The following is a 23,437-nucleotide window of genomic DNA, read 5'->3' as shown; positions in this document are numbered from 1 at the left end:
CGATTTAGATGAAAAATATATTCTTTAGCTTACTATTTATCTGCAGCTTAAGTGCAGTAGCTCAAATAGACCGAAGCACTCAACCTAAGGCTGGTCCCGCTCCGGAAATCAATCTAAGTGAGCCGGAAACTTTTACCTTAAAAAACGGACTCAAAGTTATCGTGGTTGAAAACCACAAATTACCACGAGTTGCCTACACGCTTACTTTAGACAACCCACCAATCGCCGAAGGGGATAAAACAGGCGCTGCTGCCTTAGCCGGTTCTTTATTAGGCCAAGGTTCGCAAAGCATTAGTAAAGATGACTTTAATGAGGAAGTTGATTATATGGGTGCTCGTATGAGTTTTGGCTCACAATACGCATCTGCTAGCGGACTTTCGCAATATGCAGAGCGCATTTTAGAATTACTCGCAGACGCTGCTATTCATCCTAATTTTACTCAGGAAGAATTTGAAAAAGAGCAAACCAAATTGATCGAAGGTTTAAAAACCAACGAAAAAAGTGTTGCTGCTGCAGCTGGTCAAGTAAGTCGTGCACTACTTTATGGTAAGAACCATCCTAAAGGAGAGTTTGAAACTCAAGAAGGCTTGGAAAAAATAACTTTGGCAGACGCTAAAGCATTTTACAAAAAGGCTTTTATTCCTAACAATGCTTACCTCGTAGTGGTTGGGGATGTTGATTATAAAGACATCAAAAAATGGGTTTCAGCCGATTTTAAAGATTGGAAAAAAGGTACTACATTAAGCAATGATTTTGCAACTCCTCAAAACGTTTCTACTCCAGAAATTGATTTTGTTGATATGCCTAACGCCGTACAATCTCAGGTGATCGTGCAAAACCTTGTAGATTTAAAAATGAGCGATCCTGATTATTTCCCGGTACTGATCGCTAACCAAATTCTAGGCGGCGGCGGAGAAGGTCGTTTGTTCTTAAATCTTAGAGAAGATAAAGGCTATACTTATGGTGCGTATTCAAGCATTAGCGACAGTAAATATGGTAAAACTTCGTTTAGCGCTTCGGCAAGTGTGCGTAATATGGTAACAGACAGTTCTGTTGTTGCTTTCTTAGAAGAAATTGACAAGATTCGTCAAGAGCCTGTTTCAGCAACAGATCTTAAAAATGCTAAAGCAAAATATGTAGGAAGCTTTGTACGCTCATTAGAGCAGCCAAGCACTATTGCGCGCTTTGCATTAAATAAGGAAACCGAAAACCTACCAGATGATTTCTATCAGGATTATCTAAGTAAAGTAAACGCAGTAACGGTTGCAGATGTGCAGCGTGTTGCTAATAAATATTTCTTAGGTGATAATGCACGCATCGTGATCGCGGGTAAAGGAAGCGAAGTTCTTGAAAACCTTGAAAAGGTAACCTATAAAGGAAAAACCATTCCGGTGAAGTATTTTGATAAAAAAGCCAACGCAGTTGAAAAACCTACCTATGAAGTAGCGCTTCCTGAAGGTGTCACAGCAACCACCGTTTTTAATAATTATATTGAAGCTATTGGTGGTAAAGAAGCTGTTGCAGGAATTAATTCGATCGTTATGATGGGAGAAGGCAGCGTTCAAGGCACGCCTTTAAAACTGACCATCAAGAAAACTAATAAAGACCAGTTTTTACAAGAAATTTCGGTAATGGGCAATGTGATGTCTAAGCAGGTCTTAAATGGAGACAGCGCTTCGATCTCTGCGCAGGGACAAACTATGAATCCGTCTCCGGAGCAAGTTGAAGCATTGAAAAAAGAAGCTGCGATCATCCCGGAAGTCAATATGATCAACGACGCTTCTATAAAACTTTTAGGTATCGAAAAAGTTGACGGTAAAAATGCGTACGCAGTAGCACTTACTGATACTAAAAAAGCATTTTATGACACCGAAAGCGGTTTAAAAATCAAAGAAGAGACCACACAAGAAATGCAAGGTCAAACCTTTGTACAGACTATTCAGTTTGATGACTATAAGCCGGCGGGAGCGATTGTTGTTCCTTACAAATTATCTCAATCTATGGGGCCTCAAAACATCGAATTTACATTCTCTGAAATCAAAGTGAATGAAGGTGTGAGTGACGCAGACTTTCAATAGAAAGATGCTTTAAACGTAAGCGCTAAGGGTTTTTAAATCCTTTGGCGGTGCCAATAAATCAAGAAAGACCAACTTAACCGTTGGTCTTTTTTTGTTTTCTATTCGCATTCACCAAATACACGCCGGTTAAAATGACGCCGGCACCAACAAGATGAATTAAGGTAAAACGCTCTCCATCGAGTAAGCCCCAAAAGATCCCAACAATAGGAATCAAATAGGTCACTGAGGTCGAGAACACCGCCGAAGATATTTGCACCAATTTGTTGAATAAAATTTTAGCCAGTGCAGTCCCAAAAAATGCCAGGATCAATACATAGATCAAAGAACTTTTAATTTTAGGATCTTCGATATTCAATTGCGTTCCGCCGGAAAAATAAAGCACGATTACCGCAGGAATGAGCATTACGCTAAAGTTCCCCACCGCAATTGCCAAAGAAGAAACTTCCTGTAGTTTAGCTTTTAGAATATTAGCGTTGCCCGCATAACACAGCGCGGCAATCACAACAAAACCGGCAAAAAGATAATTTTGTTCAGGGTTCACTTCAGCACCTTGAAAAATGAGTATTCCGGCTCCTAAAAGCCCCAAAACAACTCCGATGATTTGATTACGAGTAAAAGCGATCTTAAAGAGTAAAAATCCTAAAACAATCGTGAACAGTGGGACTAACGAATTTAAGATCGAAGCGATACTGCTGTCTATTTGCGTTTCGGCATAAGCAAATAGAAATACCGGTAGAAATGTACCCAGTAGCGCGCTCAAAGCTACCCAACCCCATTGCTGCTTTGAGATTTTAAACAGCTTTTTAAAACCGATTAGGAATAGAAAAATTGTGGTGAAAATAATTCTGAATGCGCCTAATTGCAACGGTGTTAAACCCACCAAACCTTTCTTGATCAAAATATACGAAGTACCCCAGATCAACGAAAGTATAAAAAGATACAGCCACTTTTTATTGGTCTCTTGCATAGCTCAATTTTGAGCTGCAAAATTGGGATTTAATACGCAGAAAAGTATCGAGAAACGCTTATTTCTTCCATTTTAAAGACTCCATCAAATGTCTGATGTCGTATTTAAGATAGGCCGCAGCAGGAAGAATACTGTCGTAATTGGGCGTCACATTAAAGTAAATAGAACCGGTTATGAAGTGTGAAGTACTATCGGTTACGTAAAACTGGGATTGAGAAGCCGCATTACCAGCCACATCATAAAACATCCCATATACGCCGTGATAGTCATTTACATACTTTTCTTCGGCAATATTATCTGCTTTTACAACGTGCTCATACGTTAGCTTTTGAGCGTCAACCAGCAACTCTTTAATATTATTATCAACCGGTCTATACGTAAGGTATAAAGCACCGTTCATTTCGGGATATTCCAACACCGCAGAACAGTCATTTTTATAACGCACGACCGCCTTGGTATTTTTCATAAACTCATAAGGGCAATCTGTACTCGTATAAGCGGTGTAGTCAGGTTTATCGTAATCGAGCGCGAGAAAACCATCAGGTTTAGGGAGCACTTCTTCTTTGCAAGAAAAGAGAATTCCGCAACAAAATGCTATAAAACAATATTTTCTGAATTGCTTCAAGGAAATGGATTTACGCCTAATCTATATCTTTAATAGTAAGCTTGATTTGCTTGATACGCTTTTGATCAATTACTTCAATAGTGAACGCGTAATGCTCAAAATTTAGTATTTCGTTCTTCCGCGGAAAACCTTTAGAAATTTCAAGTAAAAAACCGGCAAGCGTTTCGGCTTCGCCTTTGTTATCTTCAAAAGCCGTATTATCCTCAAGCCTGATCACTTTATAAAAATCCTTCAGTGAAGTTTTACCCTCAAATATGTAGTTATTATCATCAAGTTTTGAGAAGATAATATCTTCGTCATCAAACTCATCGCTGATATCGCCCACGATTTCTTCGATGATATCTTCCATAGAGATCAAACCGCTGGTTCCGCCATATTCATCAACGACGATTGCAAGGTGATTACGCTTGTCTTTAAACTCATTAAGCAAATCATCAAGCTTTTTGTTCTCAGGAACAAAGTAGGGGTCCCTCAACAGGCTCGTCCACTCAAAAGTCTCTTTATCTATATGCGGAAGCAAATCTTTTACATAAAGAATTCCGGCAATATTGTCGATGTTTTCTGTAAAAACAGGAATTCGCGAATACCCGTTTTCAATGATCAACGGAATCACTTCTTGATAAGTCAGCTCCTCATTGAGCGCAAAAATATCCATCCGCGGTTTCATCACCTGCTTGGTATCTGTGTTACCAAAACTTACGATTCCCTTTAAAATCTTTTGCTCTTCTACCGATGTATCATCCTCACTCGTAAGCTCTAAAGCCTGACCAAGGTGATCTATACTAATATTTGCTTTCTGTTTCCCAAAACGATCCTGAAGAAACAAAGTAACTGCGCGCATAGGAATACTCAAAGGCGAGATGATCACATCAAGAACCAGCATGGGATAAGCCATCTGACCTGAAAACGCTACTTTATTTCTACTTGCGTAAACCTTAGGCAGAATCTCACCAAACATCAAGATTAAAAAAGTTACCGCAACTACTTCAACAAGAAATCTAAGGTTGATGATCCAGAACTGGTATTGCTCAAGACCTGCAAAAAGGGTTTCGCCAAGACTGGCAAAAATGAGTACGATCGCAATGTTGATGAAATTATTGGCAACCAAAATAGTAGCAAGCAGCTTTTTTGGCTTCTCAAGTAGGCGCACCACAAGACTTTCTTTCTTGGTTTGCTTTTCTACATCAAGCTCAAGATCTGCCGGAGTAAGCGCAAAAAATGCGACTTCTGTACCACTAATCAGTGCAGAACAAATAAGTAAAACAATCACAGCAACAATCTCTATAACCGTAGTTACCGAAAAGCTTTGCTGAATAATTAATAAACTTGGGGGGTCAGGATCCAATGCAATTAATTTGTTTAGTCGGTATAATTAAAATGGTAAATCGTCTTCATCGTCATCTTCATAACCGGGAGAGACCGGTGATGGAGAAGGTTTAGGAGTGCTTGCAGGAGCAGTGCTTTGTGCCGGCTGCGCACCTGTAGACTGCGAGGTCATTCCGCTAGCATCTTTAGGCGTTAAAAAAGTGAAGTCTGTACATTGAATTTCTGTACTGTAACGCTCAGCGCCAGATTCATCTTGCCACTTACGCGTTTTGATTCTTCCTTCGACATACACTTTATCTCCTTTTTTGAGATACTTTTCGCAAATCTCAGCTCCTTTGTTACGCACGACGATGTTATGCCACTCAGTATTACTTACGCGCTCTCCCGTAGTACGGTTAGTATACGTCTCATTTGTCGCAAGTGGAAAACGACCAATCGCTCCACCGCCTTCAAAATAGTGCATCTTTACATCATCACCCGTGTGCCCTATGAGCATTACTTTATTTAGCGTACCAGACATATTCTCTAAGTTTTAGAGGTCAAAAGTAACTAAAATTAAGGAGTTGCTCAACTAAAATGGCGTTAACACCTCACAATAAATACGGGTCAAAATTCTTTATTTTATTCTAAAAAGTCTTTAAAATCAAAGTCTTCTAAAAAACGATCTATTACTCGCGGAACCGCAAAATCACCTAAACGCTCATAAGCGATCATCTGCAAACCAGATGCTTCACTAAGCTTTATTACCCAAAACTTCACGTGTAGCTTTTGATGCGATAGCTTATGTATAATAGGCGCTCGTTGTTGCAGAATAATCTCTTCTACCGGCAACGCTTCAAATTTGACCGATTTATCCTTTCCTAAGATCATCAACTTGTTTACGCTTTCGCGAAAGTGTTCTTTCTGCAAGTCCTTTTCAGTTTCTAAAAGCGGAAAGTCAAATAGTCCGCGCCAAATTCCTTTTTCTTTACGTTGTTGAATCAGGGTTTCACCTTTAGGAGTGATAAAAATCAAATAATTAAAAAAGCGATCCCGCACTTTGATCTTTCCTTTCTTTACGGGTAAATCTGCAATCCTCCCTTGCTGAAAAGCGACACAGCTTTCGCTGAAAGGGCAATGCAAACAATACGGATTCTTAGGCTTACATTGTGTGGCGCCAAATTCCATAATCGCTTGGTTGAATGTAGCCGGATCCTTCTTATCTATAAGCTCTTGAGCCAAAGCTTTAAATTCTTTCGCCCCGGGTGTACTATTAATAGGAGTGTCTATCCCATAAATTCTAGAGAGCACGCGATATACATTACCATCAACCACAGCAGTTGCTTCATTAAAACATATAGAAGCAATAGCACTGGCGGTGTAGTCCCCCACTCCTTTAAGCTTCTTTAATTCTTTATACGTATCAGGAAAAACACCATTAAGATCATAAGCTACCTTTTTTGCCGTGGCGTGCAGGTTTCTGGCGCGTGAATAATAACCTAAGCCTTGCCATAATTTAAGGACGTCATCTTCTCGAGCAGCAGCCAGTGCTTTTACGTCAGGATAGGTCTCCACAAAGCTAAAATAGTAGGGCATTCCCTGCTCTACACGCGTTTGCTGAAGTATGATTTCAGACAACCAAATGCTATAAGGGTCTTGAGTTTGTCGCCAGGGCAGTTCTCGCTTATTTTGTAAATACCAGTGTATGAGTTTTTTAGAAAAGTTTAACACAAAAAATACCTTTTGGTCAAATTAACCGTTTATCTAGTTATATTTTAATCTTTTACGCTTGAAATATTGATTTATTAATATGTATATTTGCACCCTTGAAAATTTTTAACCCCCTAAAATAACAAGCAATGACAAAAGCAGATATTGTTGCCAAAATTTCTGAGAAACTAGGAATCGAGAAAAACGATGTACAAGCAACTGTTGAAACCTTCATGACTGAAGTAAAAAATTCTTTAGAAGGTGGTGACAACGTTTACCTAAGAGGTTTTGGAAGTTTTATCATTAAAACTCGTGCTGAGAAAACCGGCCGTAACATTTCTAAGAATACTACAATCAAGATACCAGCTCATAACATCCCTGCATTTAAACCTGCAAAGGTATTTGTTGAAGGTGTTAAGTCAAACGTATCTGTAGACGAAAACTAACTATTAATTTTAAATTGAATTCTTATGCCAAGTGGTAAGAAAAGAAAAAGACACAAGGTAGCGACGCACAAGCGTAAAAAACGTCGTCGTGCTAACCGTCACAAGAAGAAAAAGTAGTCTAGCACTACTTTTTCTTTTATTATACGTTTAGTATAATACCGTTCATTGACATCAGGAGCCGTTTTCTAAGTTTTTAGAAAAACAGACCCTCCTATCGCAAACACAAATTCCTGTGAAAAATAATGTTTAATCTTTTGCAGCACTCCATTGTGGATGATGCTGTGGATATAATTTAATGAAGCGTGAATAATGAATTAATAATTCGATCCAGTTCCACTTCAGTTGATTTTGCCCTTTTAAAAGATGGTAAACTAATAGAATTACATAAGGATGAGGAAGATAACCAGTTTAGCGTAGGTGATATTCTTATCGCTAAAATACGTAAAACGGTTTCTGGTCTTAACGCCGCATTTGTCAATGTGGGCTACGAGAAAGATGCATTTTTGCACTATCACGATCTAGGACCTCAGCTTCCCACTCTTTTGAAATTTGTAAAACGTGTAAGCACAGGTAAACTCAAGGATTTTTCCTTAAAAAACTTTCCTACAGAAAAAGATATTGACAAAAACGGAAAAATAGCAGATGCTGTTAAATCTAACCAGTCAATTCTTGTTCAAGTGGTAAAAGAACCCATCTCAACTAAAGGCCCAAGAATTAGCAGTGAGCTTTCTATCGCCGGGAGATATGTGGTTCTCGTTCCTTTTTCTGACCGAATTTCTATTTCTCAAAAAATTGAATCCCGAGAAGAAAAAGCAAGACTTAAACGCTTGATGCAAAGCATTCGCCCCAAAGGTTTTGGTGTGATTGTACGCACCGTCGCTGAAGGAAAAATGGTTGCAGAGCTAGACAAAGATCTACAAAACTTGGTGGACCGTTGGACCGCCATGTGTAAAAAATTACACAATGCTCATTTGCCCAGTAAAGTTTTAGGCGAGATGAATAGAGCCTCTTCTATGTTAAGAGACCTCTTTAACGACTCGTTTACAAACATCTGCGTAGATGATGAAACATTGTACTACCAAATCAAAGATTACTTGCAAGAGATTGCACCTAATAAAGAAAGTATCGTAAAACTCTATCAAAACACTGTGCCTATTTATGAAAAGCACGGCATAGAGCGTCAAATAAAAACTTCGTTTGGCAAGACCGTTTCTATGAGTAGAGGAGCCTATCTGGTAATAGAACATACCGAAGCTCTTCACGTAATAGATGTAAATAGCGGTAACCGCTCAAGCAAAGCAAAAAGTCAAGAAGACACTGCTTTAGAAGTGAATTTGATCGCTGCCACCGAAATCGCACGGCAGCTACGTCTGCGCGATATGGGTGGGATCATAGTAGTAGATTTTATCGATATGAGCAAAGCCGAAAATCGCAAAAAACTGTTTAATCACCTACGTGATGAGATGAGCGACGATCGTGCCAAGCATAAAATTTTACCGCCTAGTAAATTTGGTCTTATCCAAATCACACGTCAACGTGTGCGTCCCGAGATGAATATAAAAACTCGAGAAAAAGACCCTAACGGAGACGGTGAGATCGAAGCGCCTATTAGTGTTGTAAATCGCATACAAGCAGATTTGATCAAATTATTCAAAAAAGACTATAAAAAGATCACGTTACACACGCATCCGTTTATAGCAGCCTTCTTGACAAAAGGCTTCCCTTCAGTACGTTCTAAATGGTTTTTAGAACACAAAAAATGGGTTAAAATAATGCCCAGAGATGCTTACACGTATCTCGAGTACCGTTTTACAAAAGACGGGAAAGAAATTAGATAAACTGAAACAACCCTCATCGTGCAAACGGTGGGGGTTTTTTATTGGACCCTCATTGCCCTGACGGGCATTTCTCCCAAAGGGAGAAAAATTAGAAGCTTTGAACTAAATTGGTCTGTAGTGGATTAAAAAGACCTTAAATTTGAAATCTCAACCTAGAATTTTGAATCAACAACCCACAAAAACCTACACTGTAGAAGAAGCCAAGCGCAAGCTTGAAGCATATTGCGCCTATCAAGATCGCTGTCACAAAGAGGTGCGTGAAAAGTTGATTCAAATGCGGATGATACCCGATGCCGTAGACGCGATCATTTACCACTTACTCCAGCATAAATTTCTAGATGAAGAACGCTTTGCGCGTAGTTTTGCCCGTGGAAAATTTCGTCATAAAAAATGGGGGAAAAACCGCATCAAACAAGAACTGAAGCAACGCGAAATAGGCACTTACCTCATCAACAAAGCCTTTACCGAAATCCCCGAAAAAGAATACAGAAATACGTTTGACAAACTAGCTCTAAAACGCTTTGACCAACTCACCGAAAAAGACAAATACAAAAAGCGTAAAAAACTAGCTGATTACCTCCTTTATCGCGGCTGGCCGGGAGATTGGGTTTATGAAAAGGCAAAAGAGTTGATTCCTTAAACCGCCAACCCGTGTTTTTTATGGGTATCTGCAATAGCACGCTCGTTTTTCTCATCAATCCACGCTTGTCCTTTACGGCGACGCATTAGGTTATCGTAATGACGCATGATAAAGACGTTATACACGGCTTGTAAGAGGTGTTTAGGCTTTCTTGGTAATGCACGCAAGCTCATGCTAAATCCGGGCGTTACATACTTCATATAATGCCAATAGCCTTCAGGCATATATAAAGTTTCTCCGTGTTTTAGATCGCACACTAAACCTTCAGCTTTTTTAAGTACCGGAAATTTCTCATAATCAGGATGGTCAAAATCTATATCCTCTCTTGTGATCAACGAGTGTGGTACTTTATACAGATTTTCGGTTTGATCTGGCGGAAATAAAATACAGCGCTTTTTTCCGTGGAAATGAAAGTGTAAAATATTGGCCCAGTCAATATCGTGGTGCATAAATACTTTAGAGTTCTCACCCCCAAAAAATACCATCGGGATCTGCTTGATCAACCGCAATCCTATCTTCGGAAATTTAAAATCCTTCTTAAGCGAAGGCACTTCCTTCATAATATTATACAAGAAAATGCGATAGTTGGTAGGTTCACGCTTCAACAGATCTACATAATCTGCCATTTTCATTTTGGCGTGTGCCTGATTAAAACCATCTTCGTGCGTTACCGGACGATCATCATAGAGCGGCACTTCTTTATCGCCGGCGATCTCTTTGATATAATCCAAACTCCACTTGTCGTACGCCGGCCAATCTCCTATGAGATTCTCTATAACCACCGGCTTTTGTGGCTTTAGGTAGTTTTTTACAAACTCCGCTTTGGTAATGCTTTTTACCCTATGTATTTCGGTAAGTTTCAAGTATGCTCTAAATTTAATTAAGCTTTAGCCTTTGCTTTCGCTTCTTCATTACGCGGAATGGTATGCCCCGGTCTTGACCATTTTGGTTTTTCGCCTTTAGGCAAATGTTTAGAATCTGCTGCTTCAACAGTTTCCGGTTGTGCTTTTTTCACAAAAGGCGCTTGTGGATTTAATCCTAACAGCTTGAACATTTCCATATCCTCGTTCACATCAGGGTTAGGCGTGGTAAGCAGTTTATCACCCGCAAAAATCGAATTTGCCCCGGCAAAGAAACACATGGCTTGCCCTTCTCTGCTCATCTGTGTACGTCCTGCACTTAGTCGCACTTGAGTCTGCGGCATTACAATACGGGTAGTGGCAACCATACGCACCATTTCCCAAATAGAAATAGGTTCTATATCTTCCATCGGAGTTCCTTCAACTGCTACAAGCGCATTGATAGGCACACTCTCTGGCTGTGGATCTAAAGTAGCCAGCGCTACCAGCATTCCTGCGCGGTCTTCTACTTTTTCTCCCATTCCTATGATTCCTCCACTACAAACCGTAACGTTGGTCTTACGCACATTGCCTATCGTATCTAAGCGATCCTGAAAGGCACGCGTAGAGATCACATCTTTATAATAATCTTCTGAAGTATCTAAGTTATGATTGTATGCATACAAACCGGCTTCTGCGAGACGCTGCGCCTGATTTTCGGTGATCATACCTAGCGTGCAGCACACTTCCATATCCAGTTTATTTATGGTACGCACCATTTCTAAAACCTGATCAAACTCTTCACCATCTTTTACATTTCTCCAGGCAGCACCCATACAAACGCGTGAGCTACCGGCCGCTTTTGCACGTAAGGCTTGCGCTTTTACGTGACTTACTCGCATCAAGTCGTTACCTTCAATATCAGTATGGTATCGGGCTGCTTGCGGGCAGTACCCACAATCTTCTGGGCAACCCCCTGTTTTTATAGAAAGTAATGTGGAAACCTGTACCGTATTTGGGTCGTGAAATTCACGATGTACCGTTGCGGCTTCGTAAAGCAATTCCATCAACGGTTTATTGTAAATCTCTAGAATTTCTTCGCGGGTCCAATTGTGTCTCATGTAATTCAATTTTTTACTTAAACCTAAATCTTCAAAATCAAACGCTCTGAAGTTTAAGTTCTGGAAGCGGTTTCAAAAATACTAAATATGTTGTTTATAAATAGTGCAAACTACGCCTTGCTTACTAAAATACTCACAGCGTTGCCACCAAAACCCACCGCATTAACCAAGATATTTTTGATTTGTTGAGGCGGCTTTTGCGCCGAAATAAAAGGAACTTCCTCATATTCGCCACGTTGAACCATGTGCATCGCTGTATCAAAACTGAGCAAACCACTCGCTCCAAAGGTGTGTCCAATTTTCCACTTATTGGTTGTTAATAACGGAAGACGTTCTCCAAATATTTTTTTGATAGCCAGATATTCAGTTTTATCACCAGCAATTGTGCCCGGTGCGTGCATCACCACAGCATCTACTTTCTTGGTCATTTCCGCGAATGTCAAAATCTGATCGTCATTTTTCATTTCCGCGAAGGCGGAAATCTCATCATCTTGACCAGTTCCAAAAGCATCCTCGATCGCCATACGCATCGATTTTTGAAAACATAGCGCTTCCGCAGAAATCGATACCGCGTGTTTGAGCTTTTCGGTCGCATAACCTACACCGGTGATATACGCCAGTGCATTTTCATTCATTCCTTTTTCAAGACAAACTGCAGCAGCACCTTCACCCAAAACCATTGTATTTTCAGTTTTATCGAGATCTAAAGCTAAACACGGAAATTGTGCATCTGCCGGAGCTCGCGAGTAGGTTTTGATGGCTTTCATCTGTGCGATGGTAAACGGCGTCAATGCGGCCTCACTACCACCAACCAAAAACTTATCGCACATCCCGGCTTGCAACCAAGCAACACCGTTAAGCATCGCATGCAAAGCCGTTGAACAAGTGATGGAGTGGGAAATATCCGGACCGTTATTTTGTAAATCCTGCGCGACCCAAGATGAAAGATTTCCCAAGGTTGTCGTTGGAGAAGCCAATGGTTCACTTTTATTATTTTGAAGGAAATGCTCAAAATATTGCTCAAAAAGCTGCGTAGCACCACGTGACGACCCTATGTTAATCCCAAAATCACTTCCTTGTTGCCAACCCGCTTGTTGCGTCGCCAATCTTGAGACATACATCGAATACAATACCGAAGCATCCAAAGCCTGATAATTTCGGTTTTCAGCACGAATGGCTTCAATCTCAGCTTTAAGCGCTGACGGAAGTTTACCTACCCAAGCCTCAAGTTGGTCGTCGTAGGATAGGGCGTGTTTTCCAAGCTGGTTTTCAGTGGTATCTGCTGCAGAAATTGCAGCCATTCCGGTAATTGCGATCACGTGCTTCACATCTTCAATCTTTATCTGCACCGCAGATATTATTCTATTGCTGTTTCCCAAAAGGAAGACAGAATTCCATTTAATCTGCTGCAAAAATAAGGCATCAAAAATGGAGAATGATCAAAAACGCTTAGTTTAGTAGCATCAATCAAAAAGAAGTTAAGATGAACGAACTCGTAACGGAAGAACGCAGCTGGTGGTCAAGAAATTGGAAATGGGTGGTGCCCGTAGGAGGCTGTTTCACCTTCATTGTTATAGGTGTTTTGGTTCTTGGTGGCGCCATTTTTGGCTTTGTGAAAAGTGTTCAAAATGACAGCGGCGGCAATGATGCTCTGGAAATTGCAAAAAGCAACCCGCAATTAATAGAAGTCCTCGGCAAACCCATAACCAAAGATGGAATGGGCAGTTACTCGGTAAACTATAAAAACGGACACAAAACCAGCGAAGCAACCATTCCTATTGAAGGGCCTAACGGCACCGCTACCTTACACGTAAAAACCTCAGGAAGTGATGATGCGTTGATCTACGAGATCTTCGAGGTTCAAGTTGATAACACCGGAGAACTTATCGATTTAAACCAAAACCAGTTGGATCAAGGAGCATATTAGAAACTATCTAAAACCTTTTTAATCGCAGCATAAACCTTCTGCATTTGCTCTTGAGTAGTCACAAAAGGAGCCAAAATATAAATTGTTGAACCCAGCGGTCGCAAATACACACCTTCGGCCATACAGCGCTCATAAATTTTATAACGTAAATTTCCGTAGCGCTCCATCGGCACATCAAGCTCTAGGGCAAAAATGGTTCCTTGTTGTCGCGTCGAATGCACTTTGGGATGCTTTTCAATCTCTGTAGCAAACGCAGCGTGCCAGTTTTGAATCTGTTTTATGTTTTGCTGAATTTCTTCAGACTGAAGCAGGTCTAGCGCAGCAATTGCAGTAGCACAAGCAATAGGATTCGCCGAATAAGTATGCGCGTGAAACAAGCCTTTGCCTATATCATCATCATAAAACGCATCAAAAATAGCCTGTGTACACGTGGTGACGCCCATAGGCACCAAACCGGCTGTCAGCGCTTTTGAAAGACAGATGACATCGGGTTTCACTTCAATAAAGTCTGAAGCGAAAAAACTTCCGGTTTTACCAAACCCGGTCATCACCTCATCAGCGATCAAAATAATACCTAGTTCTTTACATTTCTGTAAAATCGATTCCAGATGCGCTGCCTGATACATTTTCATCCCTGCTGCACCTTGAACCAATGGTTCGTAGATGAATCCTGCCAGCGGAGTTTCTGCGTGAAATGCTTCAATAGCTTTTATGAGTTCTTCCTGATTAGCTGCGGTAGGCAACGGAATACGCTTTACATCAATAAAAAACTCCTCAAACGGACCGTTATATATCGACAAACCACTTACAGACATCGCTCCAAACGTATCCCCGTGAAAACCTTCTTCAAAAGCCAAAAGCGTCTTGCGGGTTTGACCTTTATTATAATGATACTGCAAGGCCATTTTGATCCCGATTTCGGTAGAAGTAGAACCGTTATCGTTAAACATCAACTTCTGCTGATTCTCAGGTAAAATGGCCATCAATTTTTCTGAGAGTTCTATCGCCGGCTCGTGGGTAAATCCGCTGAAAATGATTTGATCCAGCTGCTGCATTTGACGATGCACACGCTCCACAATAAAATCATTACAATGCCCATACATCGCCGTATACCAGGAAGAAACAGCATCTACATAGGTATTACCTTCCTCATCATACAACAAAGCGCCCTTAGCTTTCACAATAGGTTTTGCTTCAGGATGCAATTTATGTTGCGTTAAAGGATGCCAAATATGTTGTTTATCGCGTTCTGTTAGATTCAAAATTCTAGGATATATTTAATGAAGACGTCATGCTGAACTTTTTTCAGCATCACATCTTGTAATTTATTTTAACTAAAAATATTCAATGTTTGAAGTTTTGGGTTTTTCTCCTTGATCAAGTTCAATTTCCAATCTTTCTTCCAGTTCTTCAATTGTTTCTCTCTCAAAATAGCCTGATTAATATCTGAAAACTCTTCGAAGTAAATTAAACCACAAACATTATATTTTGATGTAAAAGCGGAACCTTTTTTCTCCTTGTGATCCACAATCCGCTGCTGCAAATTTGAAGTAACACCTATATAAAAAGTTGTTCTGTAGGTATTGGTTAGAATATAAACATAGCTCTGTTTCATACTTAACAACATTTGCTTGTGAGACCCTGAAACAAGTTCAGGGTGACCAAAAAACAACAACCTACTGAAGCCTTGCTCTCAAAAGCTCTGCATATTCTTTGACCACCATTTTATCAAAATAGGGCTCTTCATCTATTCGCCCTAAAATGACTACACCGCTCATTTTTGCAATGACCGATTCGGTTGTGGGATGTTCTTCGCCGCTAAACAGGATTCCGTGAATGGTTTTACCGGCTTGTTTCAGTTTATCAATCGTAAGCAACGTGTGATTGATGCTTCCCAGATAATGTCTCGAAACAACGATCACTTTATCTTCCGGCTGAATCAAATCGAGAATCGTTTCGGTTTCACTAATCGGTACAAGCAATCCGCCGGCTCCTTCGATAACCAAATTATTTTCGGTTTCCGGTCTTTTGATTTCTGAAGCTTTTATGGAAACACCATCAATGTCTGCCGCCGCATGCGGACTCATAGGTGTATGCAACTTAAAGGCGTTATCATGAAAAACGGTTTTATCATTCCCAACAAATTCTTTGACTTTGTGCGTATCAGAATGGTCTAAATCGCCTGCCTGAATAGGCTTCCAATAATCGGCCTCTAAAGCTTCGGTCACAATTGCCGAGGCTACTGTTTTTCCAACTTCGGTTGAAATTCCTGTGATAAAGAACGTTTGTTTTTCCATAGTGCTGCAAAGGTAAAGCGGCGAACTTTATCTACAGAAAATCATTCTAAAGATTTTGCCAGAAGCGCAAGCAGGATTTTTATCTCATTTTGAGAATTATAACTGTGTAAACAAATTCGCAAGCGCTCCTGACCTGCCGGAACTGTAGGCGAAAGAATGGCTTTTACATCAAATCCTGCTTCTAGTAATGTAGCAGAAATATGCTTTACGCGCGCATTACCCGGAAGAATCGCACAGTGTATCGCCGAATCACTCTTAATAAAAAACTCTTGAAGCTGTTGCTTTTTGAGCTCTTCACAGAAATATTGGATGTTTTTACGCAGCTTTATTAAAGCGGAATTTGACTTTTTTGCGTCAGACGCCGCGTGTTCGTAGGCGGCCAATATGGTCGCCACACTATGTGGTGGCAATGCAGTGGTGTAGATCAAGCTTCGGGCAAAATTAACGAGATAGCTTTTTAAGATTTCAGAACCTAAGATCGCTGCGCCGTGACAGCCCATCGCTTTACCAAAAGTCACTAAACGCGTAACTCGATTTCCTAGCCCCAAATCATCTATAATCCCTGTACCAAAAACTCCAATGGCGTGCGCCTCATCTATAAAAACCTGAGCTGAAAACTGCTCGCATAGACCTACCAACTTTAAAAGGTCCGGACTGTCTCCATCCATTGAAAAAACCGATTCGGTGACTACATAAATCTGGCTATCATTGGCTTTCTCTAAGCTTCTCGACTGCGCTCGAAGTGACAATTTTGATTCTAAATCATTTAGATCGTTGTGCTTGAATTTATAGGCTTTTGCGTGACTCATTTGGATGCCATCACGGATGCTGGCGTGAATAAATTCATCATACAAGATCACGTCACCGCGCTGCGGCACAGATCCAAAAAATCCCACATTGGCGTCATAACCCGAATTGAAGATCAACGCTGCTTCTACCTTGTGTGTTTTAGCAATAAAACGTTCAGTCAGCTCATAAAGCTTATGATTTCCCGACAATAAGCGTGACCCCGCTGCACCGTTCAACTCCAGATTATGCTCTTTTAAAATTTCGCCTGCACGAGAAAAAATTACCGGATTCTTAGAAAACCCCAGATAGTCATTGGATGAAAAATCAACCAACTCGGCATTGGGTACTTTCAGTTGGCGCAAGGCATTTGTTTCGCGACGTTGATTGAGTTTCTCTTGTAATTTTTTGGGCAGCATTGGGCAAAGATACAGTTTGGGTAGAAACAAAAAGTAAAGAAAAACCACCCAAAGGCAAACCCATAAGCAGTGCTAAAAAATTATTGTTTTTCAATAATTATCCTATATTTGTTATTGAAAAACAATAATAAATGAAACTGAATTCTATTTTTAAAGGGCTCATCGATCTGGCGTTTTACCTTATGGTGCCCATTGTGGTGTTCTTCCCGGGGACAATCCTGTATATTTTGATTTTCCCACAGCAGAGTATTATTAAAGTGAACTTACCTTATACCGAGCAAGGCTTTGGAAGCGGGGCACTACTTTTTACGATTTGCTTCTTTATACTTTTTCTGTTGTTTTTTGCCGGTTTCTTTCAACTGAGAAAATTCGCAGGTCAACTCCTAAAAAAGAAGCTATTCTCATCAGAAGTTATCAAAAGCACCAAGAAAGTCGGTCAATTTTTTACAGCTTGCGGACTGGGCTCGTTGATTTTTGTAGTGATAAATGCGCTATTAACGAATGAAGGAACGATCAGCATCTCATTTGGAACTTCAAATTTGAGTCTACTCCTGTTCTTACTCATTGTAGGCGTATTGTTTTTATTGCTTAGTGATGCTTTTGCAAGAGCGCTAAAGCTGAAAGAAGAAAATGATTTAACTGTATAATTATGAACACTATTCGTCCACATTTGCGCTCTATCTCAATAGTTCTCAGTCTTGCGCAACTTTATTTTGTCTTTAAATCAGCAAGTCTAGTTATTTTAGCAATCTTAGGTACCTCTTCAGGGGATGAGGTCTTAGTTGATATACTTAAAAACGATTTCTTTACAAAAAGCAATGATACTCCTTCTAATTATTTAGCAGCAGTATTTCTACTTCTCATAATTGGACTTAATATATTTCTAATCTTTAGGTTGTGGTTAGCTTCAAAAATTATAAGAAAATATCAAGTTGGAAAGTTATTGACTTTGGGACACTCCAAAGATTTAGAAAAAGTAGGTAAAGGTTTTGATTACTATAGTTTCTTATGGTATGCAACTCATTTAATTTTTGGCACTTTCTTTTTCAATGATTTAACCGCTTTCTATAAAACCCTTCCGTATGCACTAATTTTTTTCCTATTAGGGAAAGTGATTCTCATTCTGAGTAGTATTTCAGCAAAAGCCGAAATCTTAAAAGAAGAAAACGATTTAACTGTTTAGCTATGCCCATCATCATCAACTTAGATCAGGTATTGGCAGACCGCAATAAGAAGAGCAAAGAGCTGGCAGAAATGGTAGGCATTACTGAAGCTAATCTTTCCATCCTAAAATCAGGGAGAGCCAAGGCGGTGCGTTTTTCAACTCTGGAAGCAATTTGCAAAGCTTTAGATTGCCAGCCGGGAGATATTTTGGCCTATACTGAGGAATAGTTTTGCCGCAGTTTGAGTACTTTTAAAGCTCATTCTTAATTTCCTTTAAATGAAACTCTGGATTGCCCTCCTGCTTTTAAGCCTTTCTCTACAGGCACAAACCAATTCTTACGAAATATCTTTTGACAATGCCGTTCATCACGAGGCCGTGGTTAAGGTGCAATTTCCACACGTAAAGTCTAAAAATCTTCGTGTACAGATGAGCAGATCTTCTCCTGGTCGCTATGCGATTCACGAGTTTGCTAAAAACGTTTACGGTTTTAAAGCGACAAACGGAGCGGGTGAATCTCTAGAAGTTAAACGCGACGATCCCTATAGCTGGATCATCACCAATACAGACGGAACGATCAACGTAGAATATATTCTTTTTGCTAATCGTGGTGGCGGGACGTACTCTCAAGTAGATCTCACTCACGCGCACCTTAATATGCCAGCAACATTTATGTATGCAGAAACTTTACAGGAACGCCCTATCGAGATCACTTTTGATGCTCGAAAAGACTTGGATTGGAAAGTTGCCACTCAATTAAAACACGAAGAAGACAATACCTTTTCGGCCCCTAATCTGTATTATTTTATGGACAGCCCTACGGAAATAAGCAATTTCCGAGAGCGCGAGTTTAAGGTAGATGGGCAAACCATCAAATTTGTATTGCACGATCCTGATCCTGAGAGTGATTTTGATACCTACTGGGAAAAAGTGAAAGCGATTGTGCTTCAAGAAAAAGCTGTTTTTGGCGAATTACCAATCTATGATTTTGACGAGTACACTTTTCTTGCGTGTTATGCGCCTAACGTTTCGGGAGATGGTATGGAACACCGCAACAGCACTATTCTTACCGATACCGAAACGCTTGCTAATGGTGGAATGACCGGCAACATCGGCACCGTTTCTCACGAATATTTTCACAGCTGGAATGTGGAACGTATACGCCCTGCAGACCTCGAGCCCTTTCAATTTAATCAAGCCAATATGAGCGATTGCCTTTGGTTTGCTGAAGGGTTTACGAGCTATTATACCAACTTGATTCTGGAGCGTGCAGGAGTTATAAGCGCCGAAGATTATGTAAACGGATTGAACGGCACTTTTAATTATGTCTGGAATTCACCAGCTTTACAGTATTTCAATCCTATTGAAATGAGCAATCAAGCGCCTTTTGTAGATGCGGCGACTTCGGTTGATCCTGTGAATCGCGAGAATATGTTTATCTCGTATTATTCTTATGGAAGTGTTTTAGGCCTGGCTTTAGATCTAAGCTTACGCGAAAAGAATTTGAATCTAGACGAGTTTATGCAATTGATGTGGAAACGCTTCGGAAAGACCGAAGTTGCCTATACCGTTAAAGATATTGAAGCTACACTTGCTGATTATGCAGGTGCAGCATTTGCACAGGGGTTCTTCGCAAAATATATTTACAACAGTGAAATGCCTGACTACAAAAACCTTTTTGAGCAGGTTGGCTTACAATTGGATCGCGCTTCTGAGAAGCCTTACTTTGGAGCTTCCTTTAAAGCAACCGAGAACGGACTAGAAATCTCTAGAAATACGTTTAAAGACAGTCCGGCTTATCAAGCTGACTTAGATAAAGGCGATGTGATCGCCAGCATAGATGGTATTGCAATGAATTCTAATGACGCATTTAAAAACTTGCTTAACAGCAAGAATATTGACGATGTGCTTCAGGTTACCTTTGAGCGCTTTGATGAAGTATTTACAACCCAAGTTAGACTTACTGCTGATCCCACATATACAATAAGCATTGCTCCTGATGCTAAAAAATCGGCTATACAAATCCGAGAAAAATGGCTAGCAAAGAAATAATAGACCTAAGTCAAGAAATTTATGACGGGATGCCGGTGTACAAAAGTCTGTCACCAGTTTCTATGCAGGTTTACGCAACACACGAGCAATGGGATGGGGACGAAAATCCTACAACGCAAACACCCAGCGTGCATCAAATCACAATGAGTGAGCATACCGGCACACACGTAGATGCGCTCAATCATATGGATCGAAAGAATGCCGGCGAGTCCATTGATACTATGCCGCTTTCGATGTTCTTTACCGAAGGAATCTGTCTTGATTTTTCATATAAAGGTTTGCAAGAACTCATCACAACCGAAGATATTAAAGAAGCTTGTCTGAAAGCTGATGTAAACATCAAAAAAGGAGACACTGTGCTTCTTTGCACAGATCACTACCGAAAGCATTTTAATACCGAAAACTGGCCCAAAGGCCCCGGAATCACCGCCGAAGCAGCCCAATATTTAGGACGTCTGAAAATTGCGGCGTTTGGTGTAGAAACAATGTCGCCGGGAGTACCAAAAGTCTCGAATACTGAGGTTCACAAATTATGCGGTGAGTTGGGCTTTACCCATTATGAAAATATGATCAACTTGCACAAGTTGGTAGGTCGTGGCAGGTTTCAGTTTATTGCCCTTCCTTTAAAAATAAGAGGCGGCACCGGATCACCTGTGAGAGCCGTGGCTGTATTTGAAAACTAGCTTTTAATCTAAATAATATCCCTTTTTAGGGTCTGAAGCATTCCATACTTTAAGAGTAAATAGTTCAGCAATATATTTTGCTTCGGCTAGCGCATCTTCTTCATTGTGGAATCGTTCAAATTTTAAGTGTCTCGAATTCGTAAACCAAATATTCACTTCGTAGATCCCTTTTGAATTCTTGAAGATCCCAACCATCTTCAGCGCTTCGTAATCAGACCAATGGCCCCAATAAAACGGTCCTAAATAATATTCAACCTTGTATTTATGAGTTTTGGTATTGAAAATGATCCGCTTTCGCTTTACTAAATAAAAACCTAAACCTATAGCAAGGATTAGAAAAACCAACACTGATTTTAGATCTTTTCCCCAGCTTACAAAATCACGTTCCTTGCTTAAATCATAACCGATTTTAAAGGTGATAAAATAGATTAGGAAAAGCAAAAAGCAGGCAAACGTGAATAGCAATGCAGCTAAGATCCTAACGATCAAAGATCGGTTCATTTGATTCAAAATCAATGTATCTGCTGATTTCATCGTTGCTAAAATACTTTTACAATGCCAATAAAAAAAGCGCTTAATCAAAATAGATTAAGCGCTTTTTTATTTTCTTGTTTTTGGCGTTAGTCTGCCAAAACAATTACTTTATTATCCTTCATTTCAACCGTCCCAGATTTGATAGCGAGTACAAACTCACCAGCTTCTTTACCGGCAGTGAAATGCTTTTTAGCTTTATCTGAAAGCGTAGCTCCTTTAACTTTCACAACACCTTCTTCTAAAAGAGAAACGATAGCTGCGTGATTGTCTAACAACTGAAACGCTCCGTCAGTTCCCGGTAAAATAACCGAAGTAGCTTCTCCACTATATAAGGTTGCTTCAGGGCTTACTATTTCTAAATGCATATTTTTCAGTTTACAGTAAACAGTTTACAGTTTGCAGTACCTAATACTGAGACTGACAACTGCACACTCATTTTTTACGCTTCCGCAAGCATTTTCTCACCAGCTTCGATCGCTTCTTCAATAGTACCCTTAAGGTTGAATGCTGCTTCTGGAAGATGATCTAATTCACCATCCATAATCATATTGAAACCTTTGATAGTTTCTTTGATATCAACCAATACACCAGGAATACCGGTAAACTGCTCTGCTACGTGGAAAGGCTGTGATAAGAAACGCTGTACACGACGTGCGCGGCTTACTGCAAGCTTATCTTCTTCAGAAAGTTCTTCCATACCAAGAATCGCGATGATATCTTGTAATTCTTTATAACGCTGTAAAAGCTCTTTTACGTTTTGAGCACAGTTATAGTGATCTGCACCTAGGATTTCTTTAGTTAAGATTCGAGAAGTAGAATCTAGCGGGTCAACCGCAGGATAAATACCTAGCTCAGCAATCTTACGAGAAAGTACGGTTGTTGCATCAAGGTGGGCAAAGGTTGTAGCCGGTGCCGGGTCAGTAAGGTCATCCGCAGGAACGTAAACCGCCTGTACAGATGTAATAGAACCTTTTTTAGTTGAAGTAATACGCTCTTGCATCGCACCCATTTCGGTTGCTAATGTAGGTTGGTAACCTACCGCAGATGGCATACGACCTAAAAGTGCCGATACCTCTGAACCTGCTTGCGTAAAACGGAAAATGTTATCAACGAAGAAAAGAACGTCTTTTCCTTGACCGTCTCCTGCTCCATCTCGGAAATACTCAGCGATAGTAAGACCAGAAAGCGCCACACGAGCACGTGCTCCCGGTGGTTCGTTCATCTGACCGAATACGAAAGTTGCTTTAGACTCCTTCATTGCAGCCTTGTCAACTTTAGTAAGATCCCAACCGCCTTCTTCCATAGAGTGCATAAAGTCTTCACCGTATTTAATAATACCAGACTCAAGCATCTCACGAAGTAAATCGTTACCCTCACGCGTACGCTCACCTACTCCGGCAAATACAGAAAGACCACCGTGACCTTTTGCAATATTGTTAATCAACTCCTGAATCAATACGGTTTTACCAACACCTGCACCACCAAAAAGACCAATTTTACCCCCTTTTGCGTAAGGCTCAATCAAGTCGATAACTTTGATACCAGTGAATAAAACTTCGGTTGAAGTTGATAAATCTTCAAATTTTGGAGCTTCGCGGTGAATTGGAAGACCGTCTTTTCCTGCTTTAGGAAGATCACCAATACCGTCGATAGCATCGCCAATTACATTAAATAAACGCCCGTAAACGTCGTCACCAATAGGCATTTGAATTGGCGCTCCAGTAGCAACTACCTCAGCACCTCTGCTCAAACCATCAGCAGAATCCATCGCGATCGTTCTTACCGTGTTCTCACCAACGTGCGATTGTACCTCAAGTACTAAAAGGCTTCCGTCTGCTTTTGTAATTTCTAGCGAATCATAAATTTTTGGAAGATCTGCATTGTTTGCAAATTCAACATCTACAACAGGGCCGATAATCTGGGCAACTTTACCTGTAACTTTTGACATTCTTAACTATTTAATGTTTAGCAAAATATGTAGCCGAAAAAAACAAAACAAACCTAAATA

At 40.3% G+C, this 23,437-nt stretch carries 25 protein-coding genes; 10 read left to right on the top strand and 15 right to left on the bottom strand.

The genetic code is table 11. From position 1 onward, the window contains the following. The first annotated feature begins 8 nt into the window (after nucleotides 1–8). Nucleotides 9–2,078, top strand: a complete 2,070-nt coding sequence (locus tag BUA96_RS05700; RefSeq protein WP_072981216.1) for an insulinase family protein — start codon at nucleotides 9–11, stop codon at nucleotides 2,076–2,078. A gap of 73 nt (nucleotides 2,079–2,151) precedes the next feature. Here BUA96_RS05700 and BUA96_RS05695 read toward each other — a convergent pair whose 3' ends face one another. The 5 genes from BUA96_RS05695 to mutY all read right to left on the bottom strand — a co-directional run bounded on the left by BUA96_RS05695 (nucleotide 2,152) and on the right by mutY (nucleotide 6,706). Then, nucleotides 2,152–3,045: a DMT family transporter gene (locus BUA96_RS05695; protein WP_072981214.1), complete on the bottom strand. Its 894-nt coding sequence runs from the start codon at nucleotides 3,043–3,045 to the stop codon at nucleotides 2,152–2,154. A 58-nt stretch (nucleotides 3,046–3,103) separates the two neighbouring features. Beyond that, nucleotides 3,104–3,670 carry a gliding motility lipoprotein GldD gene (gene gldD, locus BUA96_RS05690; RefSeq protein WP_072981212.1) on the bottom strand — a complete coding sequence of 189 codons (567 nt, stop codon included), beginning with the start codon at nucleotides 3,668–3,670 and terminating at the stop codon, nucleotides 3,104–3,106. Between the two features lie 16 nt (nucleotides 3,671–3,686). Beyond that, on the bottom strand, nucleotides 3,687–5,015 hold the full coding sequence (locus tag BUA96_RS05685) for a gliding motility-associated protein GldE (protein ID WP_072981210.1): 1,329 nt from the start codon (nucleotides 5,013–5,015) through the stop codon (nucleotides 3,687–3,689). Nucleotides 5,016–5,042: 27 nt separating this feature from the next. Continuing rightward, nucleotides 5,043–5,516, bottom strand: coding sequence for a single-stranded DNA-binding protein (locus BUA96_RS05680; protein WP_072981208.1), 474 nt, complete (start codon nucleotides 5,514–5,516; stop codon nucleotides 5,043–5,045). A 101-nt stretch (nucleotides 5,517–5,617) separates the two neighbouring features. Continuing rightward, a complete protein-coding gene (mutY, locus tag BUA96_RS05675; RefSeq protein ID WP_072981206.1) occupies nucleotides 5,618–6,706 on the bottom strand; it encodes an A/G-specific adenine glycosylase in 1,089 nt (362 codons plus the stop codon). 128 nt (nucleotides 6,707–6,834) lie between these two features. Between mutY and BUA96_RS05670 the strand changes: the two genes are divergently transcribed. From BUA96_RS05670 to BUA96_RS05660, 3 genes are all read left to right on the top strand, one after another. After that, on the top strand, nucleotides 6,835–7,131 hold the full coding sequence (locus BUA96_RS05670) for an HU family DNA-binding protein (RefSeq protein WP_009778552.1): 297 nt from the start codon (nucleotides 6,835–6,837) through the stop codon (nucleotides 7,129–7,131). A 302-nt stretch (nucleotides 7,132–7,433) separates the two neighbouring features. Then, complete coding sequence (locus tag BUA96_RS05665) at nucleotides 7,434–8,969, top strand: Rne/Rng family ribonuclease (RefSeq protein ID WP_072981205.1); 1,536 nt, start codon at nucleotides 7,434–7,436, stop codon at nucleotides 8,967–8,969. A 160-nt stretch (nucleotides 8,970–9,129) separates the two neighbouring features. After that, nucleotides 9,130–9,609, top strand: a complete 480-nt coding sequence (locus tag BUA96_RS05660) for a regulatory protein RecX (RefSeq protein ID WP_072981794.1) — start codon at nucleotides 9,130–9,132, stop codon at nucleotides 9,607–9,609. Here BUA96_RS05660 and BUA96_RS05655 read toward each other — a convergent pair. From BUA96_RS05655 to BUA96_RS05645, 3 genes are all read right to left on the bottom strand, one after another. Continuing rightward, nucleotides 9,606–10,472, bottom strand: a complete 867-nt coding sequence (locus BUA96_RS05655) for a cupin-like domain-containing protein (protein WP_072981203.1) — start codon at nucleotides 10,470–10,472, stop codon at nucleotides 9,606–9,608. The genes BUA96_RS05660 and BUA96_RS05655 overlap by 4 nt on opposite strands. 17 nt (nucleotides 10,473–10,489) lie before the next feature. Continuing rightward, a complete protein-coding gene (gene bioB / locus BUA96_RS05650; RefSeq protein ID WP_370176016.1) occupies nucleotides 10,490–11,569 on the bottom strand; it encodes a biotin synthase BioB in 1,080 nt (359 codons plus the stop codon). A gap of 110 nt (nucleotides 11,570–11,679) precedes the next feature. Next, nucleotides 11,680–12,981 (bottom strand): beta-ketoacyl synthase N-terminal-like domain-containing protein, encoded by a 1,302-nt coding sequence (locus tag BUA96_RS05645; RefSeq protein WP_084673065.1) that lies wholly within the window; start codon nucleotides 12,979–12,981, stop codon nucleotides 11,680–11,682. Between the two features lie 71 nt (nucleotides 12,982–13,052). On the opposite strand from BUA96_RS05645, the gene BUA96_RS05640 reads away from it, so the two are divergent. After that, nucleotides 13,053–13,496 (top strand): cytochrome c oxidase assembly factor Coa1 family protein, encoded by a 444-nt coding sequence (locus BUA96_RS05640; RefSeq protein ID WP_072981199.1) that lies wholly within the window; start codon nucleotides 13,053–13,055, stop codon nucleotides 13,494–13,496. Here the strand turns inward: BUA96_RS05640 and bioA are convergent. From bioA to BUA96_RS05620, 4 genes are all read right to left on the bottom strand, one after another. Then, nucleotides 13,493–14,758, bottom strand: coding sequence for an adenosylmethionine--8-amino-7-oxononanoate transaminase (gene bioA, locus BUA96_RS05635; protein WP_072981198.1), 1,266 nt, complete (start codon nucleotides 14,756–14,758; stop codon nucleotides 13,493–13,495). The genes BUA96_RS05640 and bioA overlap by 4 nt on opposite strands. Before the next feature lie 68 nt (nucleotides 14,759–14,826). Continuing rightward, entirely contained in the window at nucleotides 14,827–15,111 is a 285-nt protein-coding gene (locus BUA96_RS05630) for a GIY-YIG nuclease family protein (protein WP_072981790.1), read from the bottom strand. 61 nt (nucleotides 15,112–15,172) lie between these two features. Continuing rightward, on the bottom strand, nucleotides 15,173–15,793 hold the full coding sequence (gene bioD, locus BUA96_RS05625) for a dethiobiotin synthase (protein ID WP_072981196.1): 621 nt from the start codon (nucleotides 15,791–15,793) through the stop codon (nucleotides 15,173–15,175). 41 nt (nucleotides 15,794–15,834) lie between these two features. After that, nucleotides 15,835–16,998, bottom strand: a complete 1,164-nt coding sequence (locus BUA96_RS05620) for an aminotransferase class I/II-fold pyridoxal phosphate-dependent enzyme (RefSeq protein ID WP_072981194.1) — start codon at nucleotides 16,996–16,998, stop codon at nucleotides 15,835–15,837. A 131-nt stretch (nucleotides 16,999–17,129) separates the two neighbouring features. Between BUA96_RS05620 and BUA96_RS05615 the strand changes: the two genes are divergently transcribed. The 5 genes from BUA96_RS05615 to BUA96_RS05595 are packed head-to-tail and all read left to right on the top strand — an operon-like array spanning nucleotide 17,130 to nucleotide 20,895. After that, nucleotides 17,130–17,645: a DUF2975 domain-containing protein gene (locus BUA96_RS05615; protein WP_072981193.1), complete on the top strand. Its 516-nt coding sequence runs from the start codon at nucleotides 17,130–17,132 to the stop codon at nucleotides 17,643–17,645. 2 nt (nucleotides 17,646–17,647) lie between these two features. Next, entirely contained in the window at nucleotides 17,648–18,181 is a 534-nt protein-coding gene (locus BUA96_RS05610) for a DUF2975 domain-containing protein (protein ID WP_072981191.1), read from the top strand. A gap of 2 nt (nucleotides 18,182–18,183) precedes the next feature. Continuing rightward, entirely contained in the window at nucleotides 18,184–18,390 is a 207-nt protein-coding gene (locus tag BUA96_RS05605) for a helix-turn-helix domain-containing protein (RefSeq protein WP_072981189.1), read from the top strand. 49 nt (nucleotides 18,391–18,439) lie between these two features. Further along, nucleotides 18,440–20,212: a M61 family metallopeptidase gene (locus BUA96_RS05600; RefSeq protein WP_072981187.1), complete on the top strand. Its 1,773-nt coding sequence runs from the start codon at nucleotides 18,440–18,442 to the stop codon at nucleotides 20,210–20,212. Next, the gene (locus BUA96_RS05595; RefSeq protein WP_072981185.1) at nucleotides 20,194–20,895 is read left to right on the top strand and encodes a cyclase family protein; all 702 of its coding nucleotides are present in this window, start codon (nucleotides 20,194–20,196) and stop codon (nucleotides 20,893–20,895) included. Before BUA96_RS05600 ends, BUA96_RS05595 begins: the two co-directional genes overlap by 19 nt. A gap of 3 nt (nucleotides 20,896–20,898) precedes the next feature. Here BUA96_RS05595 and BUA96_RS05590 read toward each other — a convergent pair whose 3' ends face one another. From BUA96_RS05590 to atpD, 3 genes are all read right to left on the bottom strand, one after another. Next, nucleotides 20,899–21,429 carry a hypothetical protein gene (locus BUA96_RS05590; protein WP_072981183.1) on the bottom strand — a complete coding sequence of 177 codons (531 nt, stop codon included), beginning with the start codon at nucleotides 21,427–21,429 and terminating at the stop codon, nucleotides 20,899–20,901. An 86-nt stretch (nucleotides 21,430–21,515) separates the two neighbouring features. Continuing rightward, a complete protein-coding gene (locus BUA96_RS05585) occupies nucleotides 21,516–21,794 on the bottom strand; it encodes a F0F1 ATP synthase subunit delta/epsilon (protein WP_072981181.1) in 279 nt (92 codons plus the stop codon). A gap of 74 nt (nucleotides 21,795–21,868) precedes the next feature. Beyond that, on the bottom strand, nucleotides 21,869–23,377 hold the full coding sequence (atpD, locus tag BUA96_RS05580; RefSeq protein WP_009778532.1) for a F0F1 ATP synthase subunit beta: 1,509 nt from the start codon (nucleotides 23,375–23,377) through the stop codon (nucleotides 21,869–21,871). Nucleotides 23,378–23,437 lie beyond the last annotated feature (60 nt).

The sequence above is a fragment of the Leeuwenhoekiella palythoae genome (assembly GCF_900130045.1).
Lineage (GTDB): Bacteria > Bacteroidota > Bacteroidia > Flavobacteriales > Flavobacteriaceae > Leeuwenhoekiella > Leeuwenhoekiella palythoae.
This window is presented reverse-complemented; position numbering and strand designations above follow the sequence as displayed.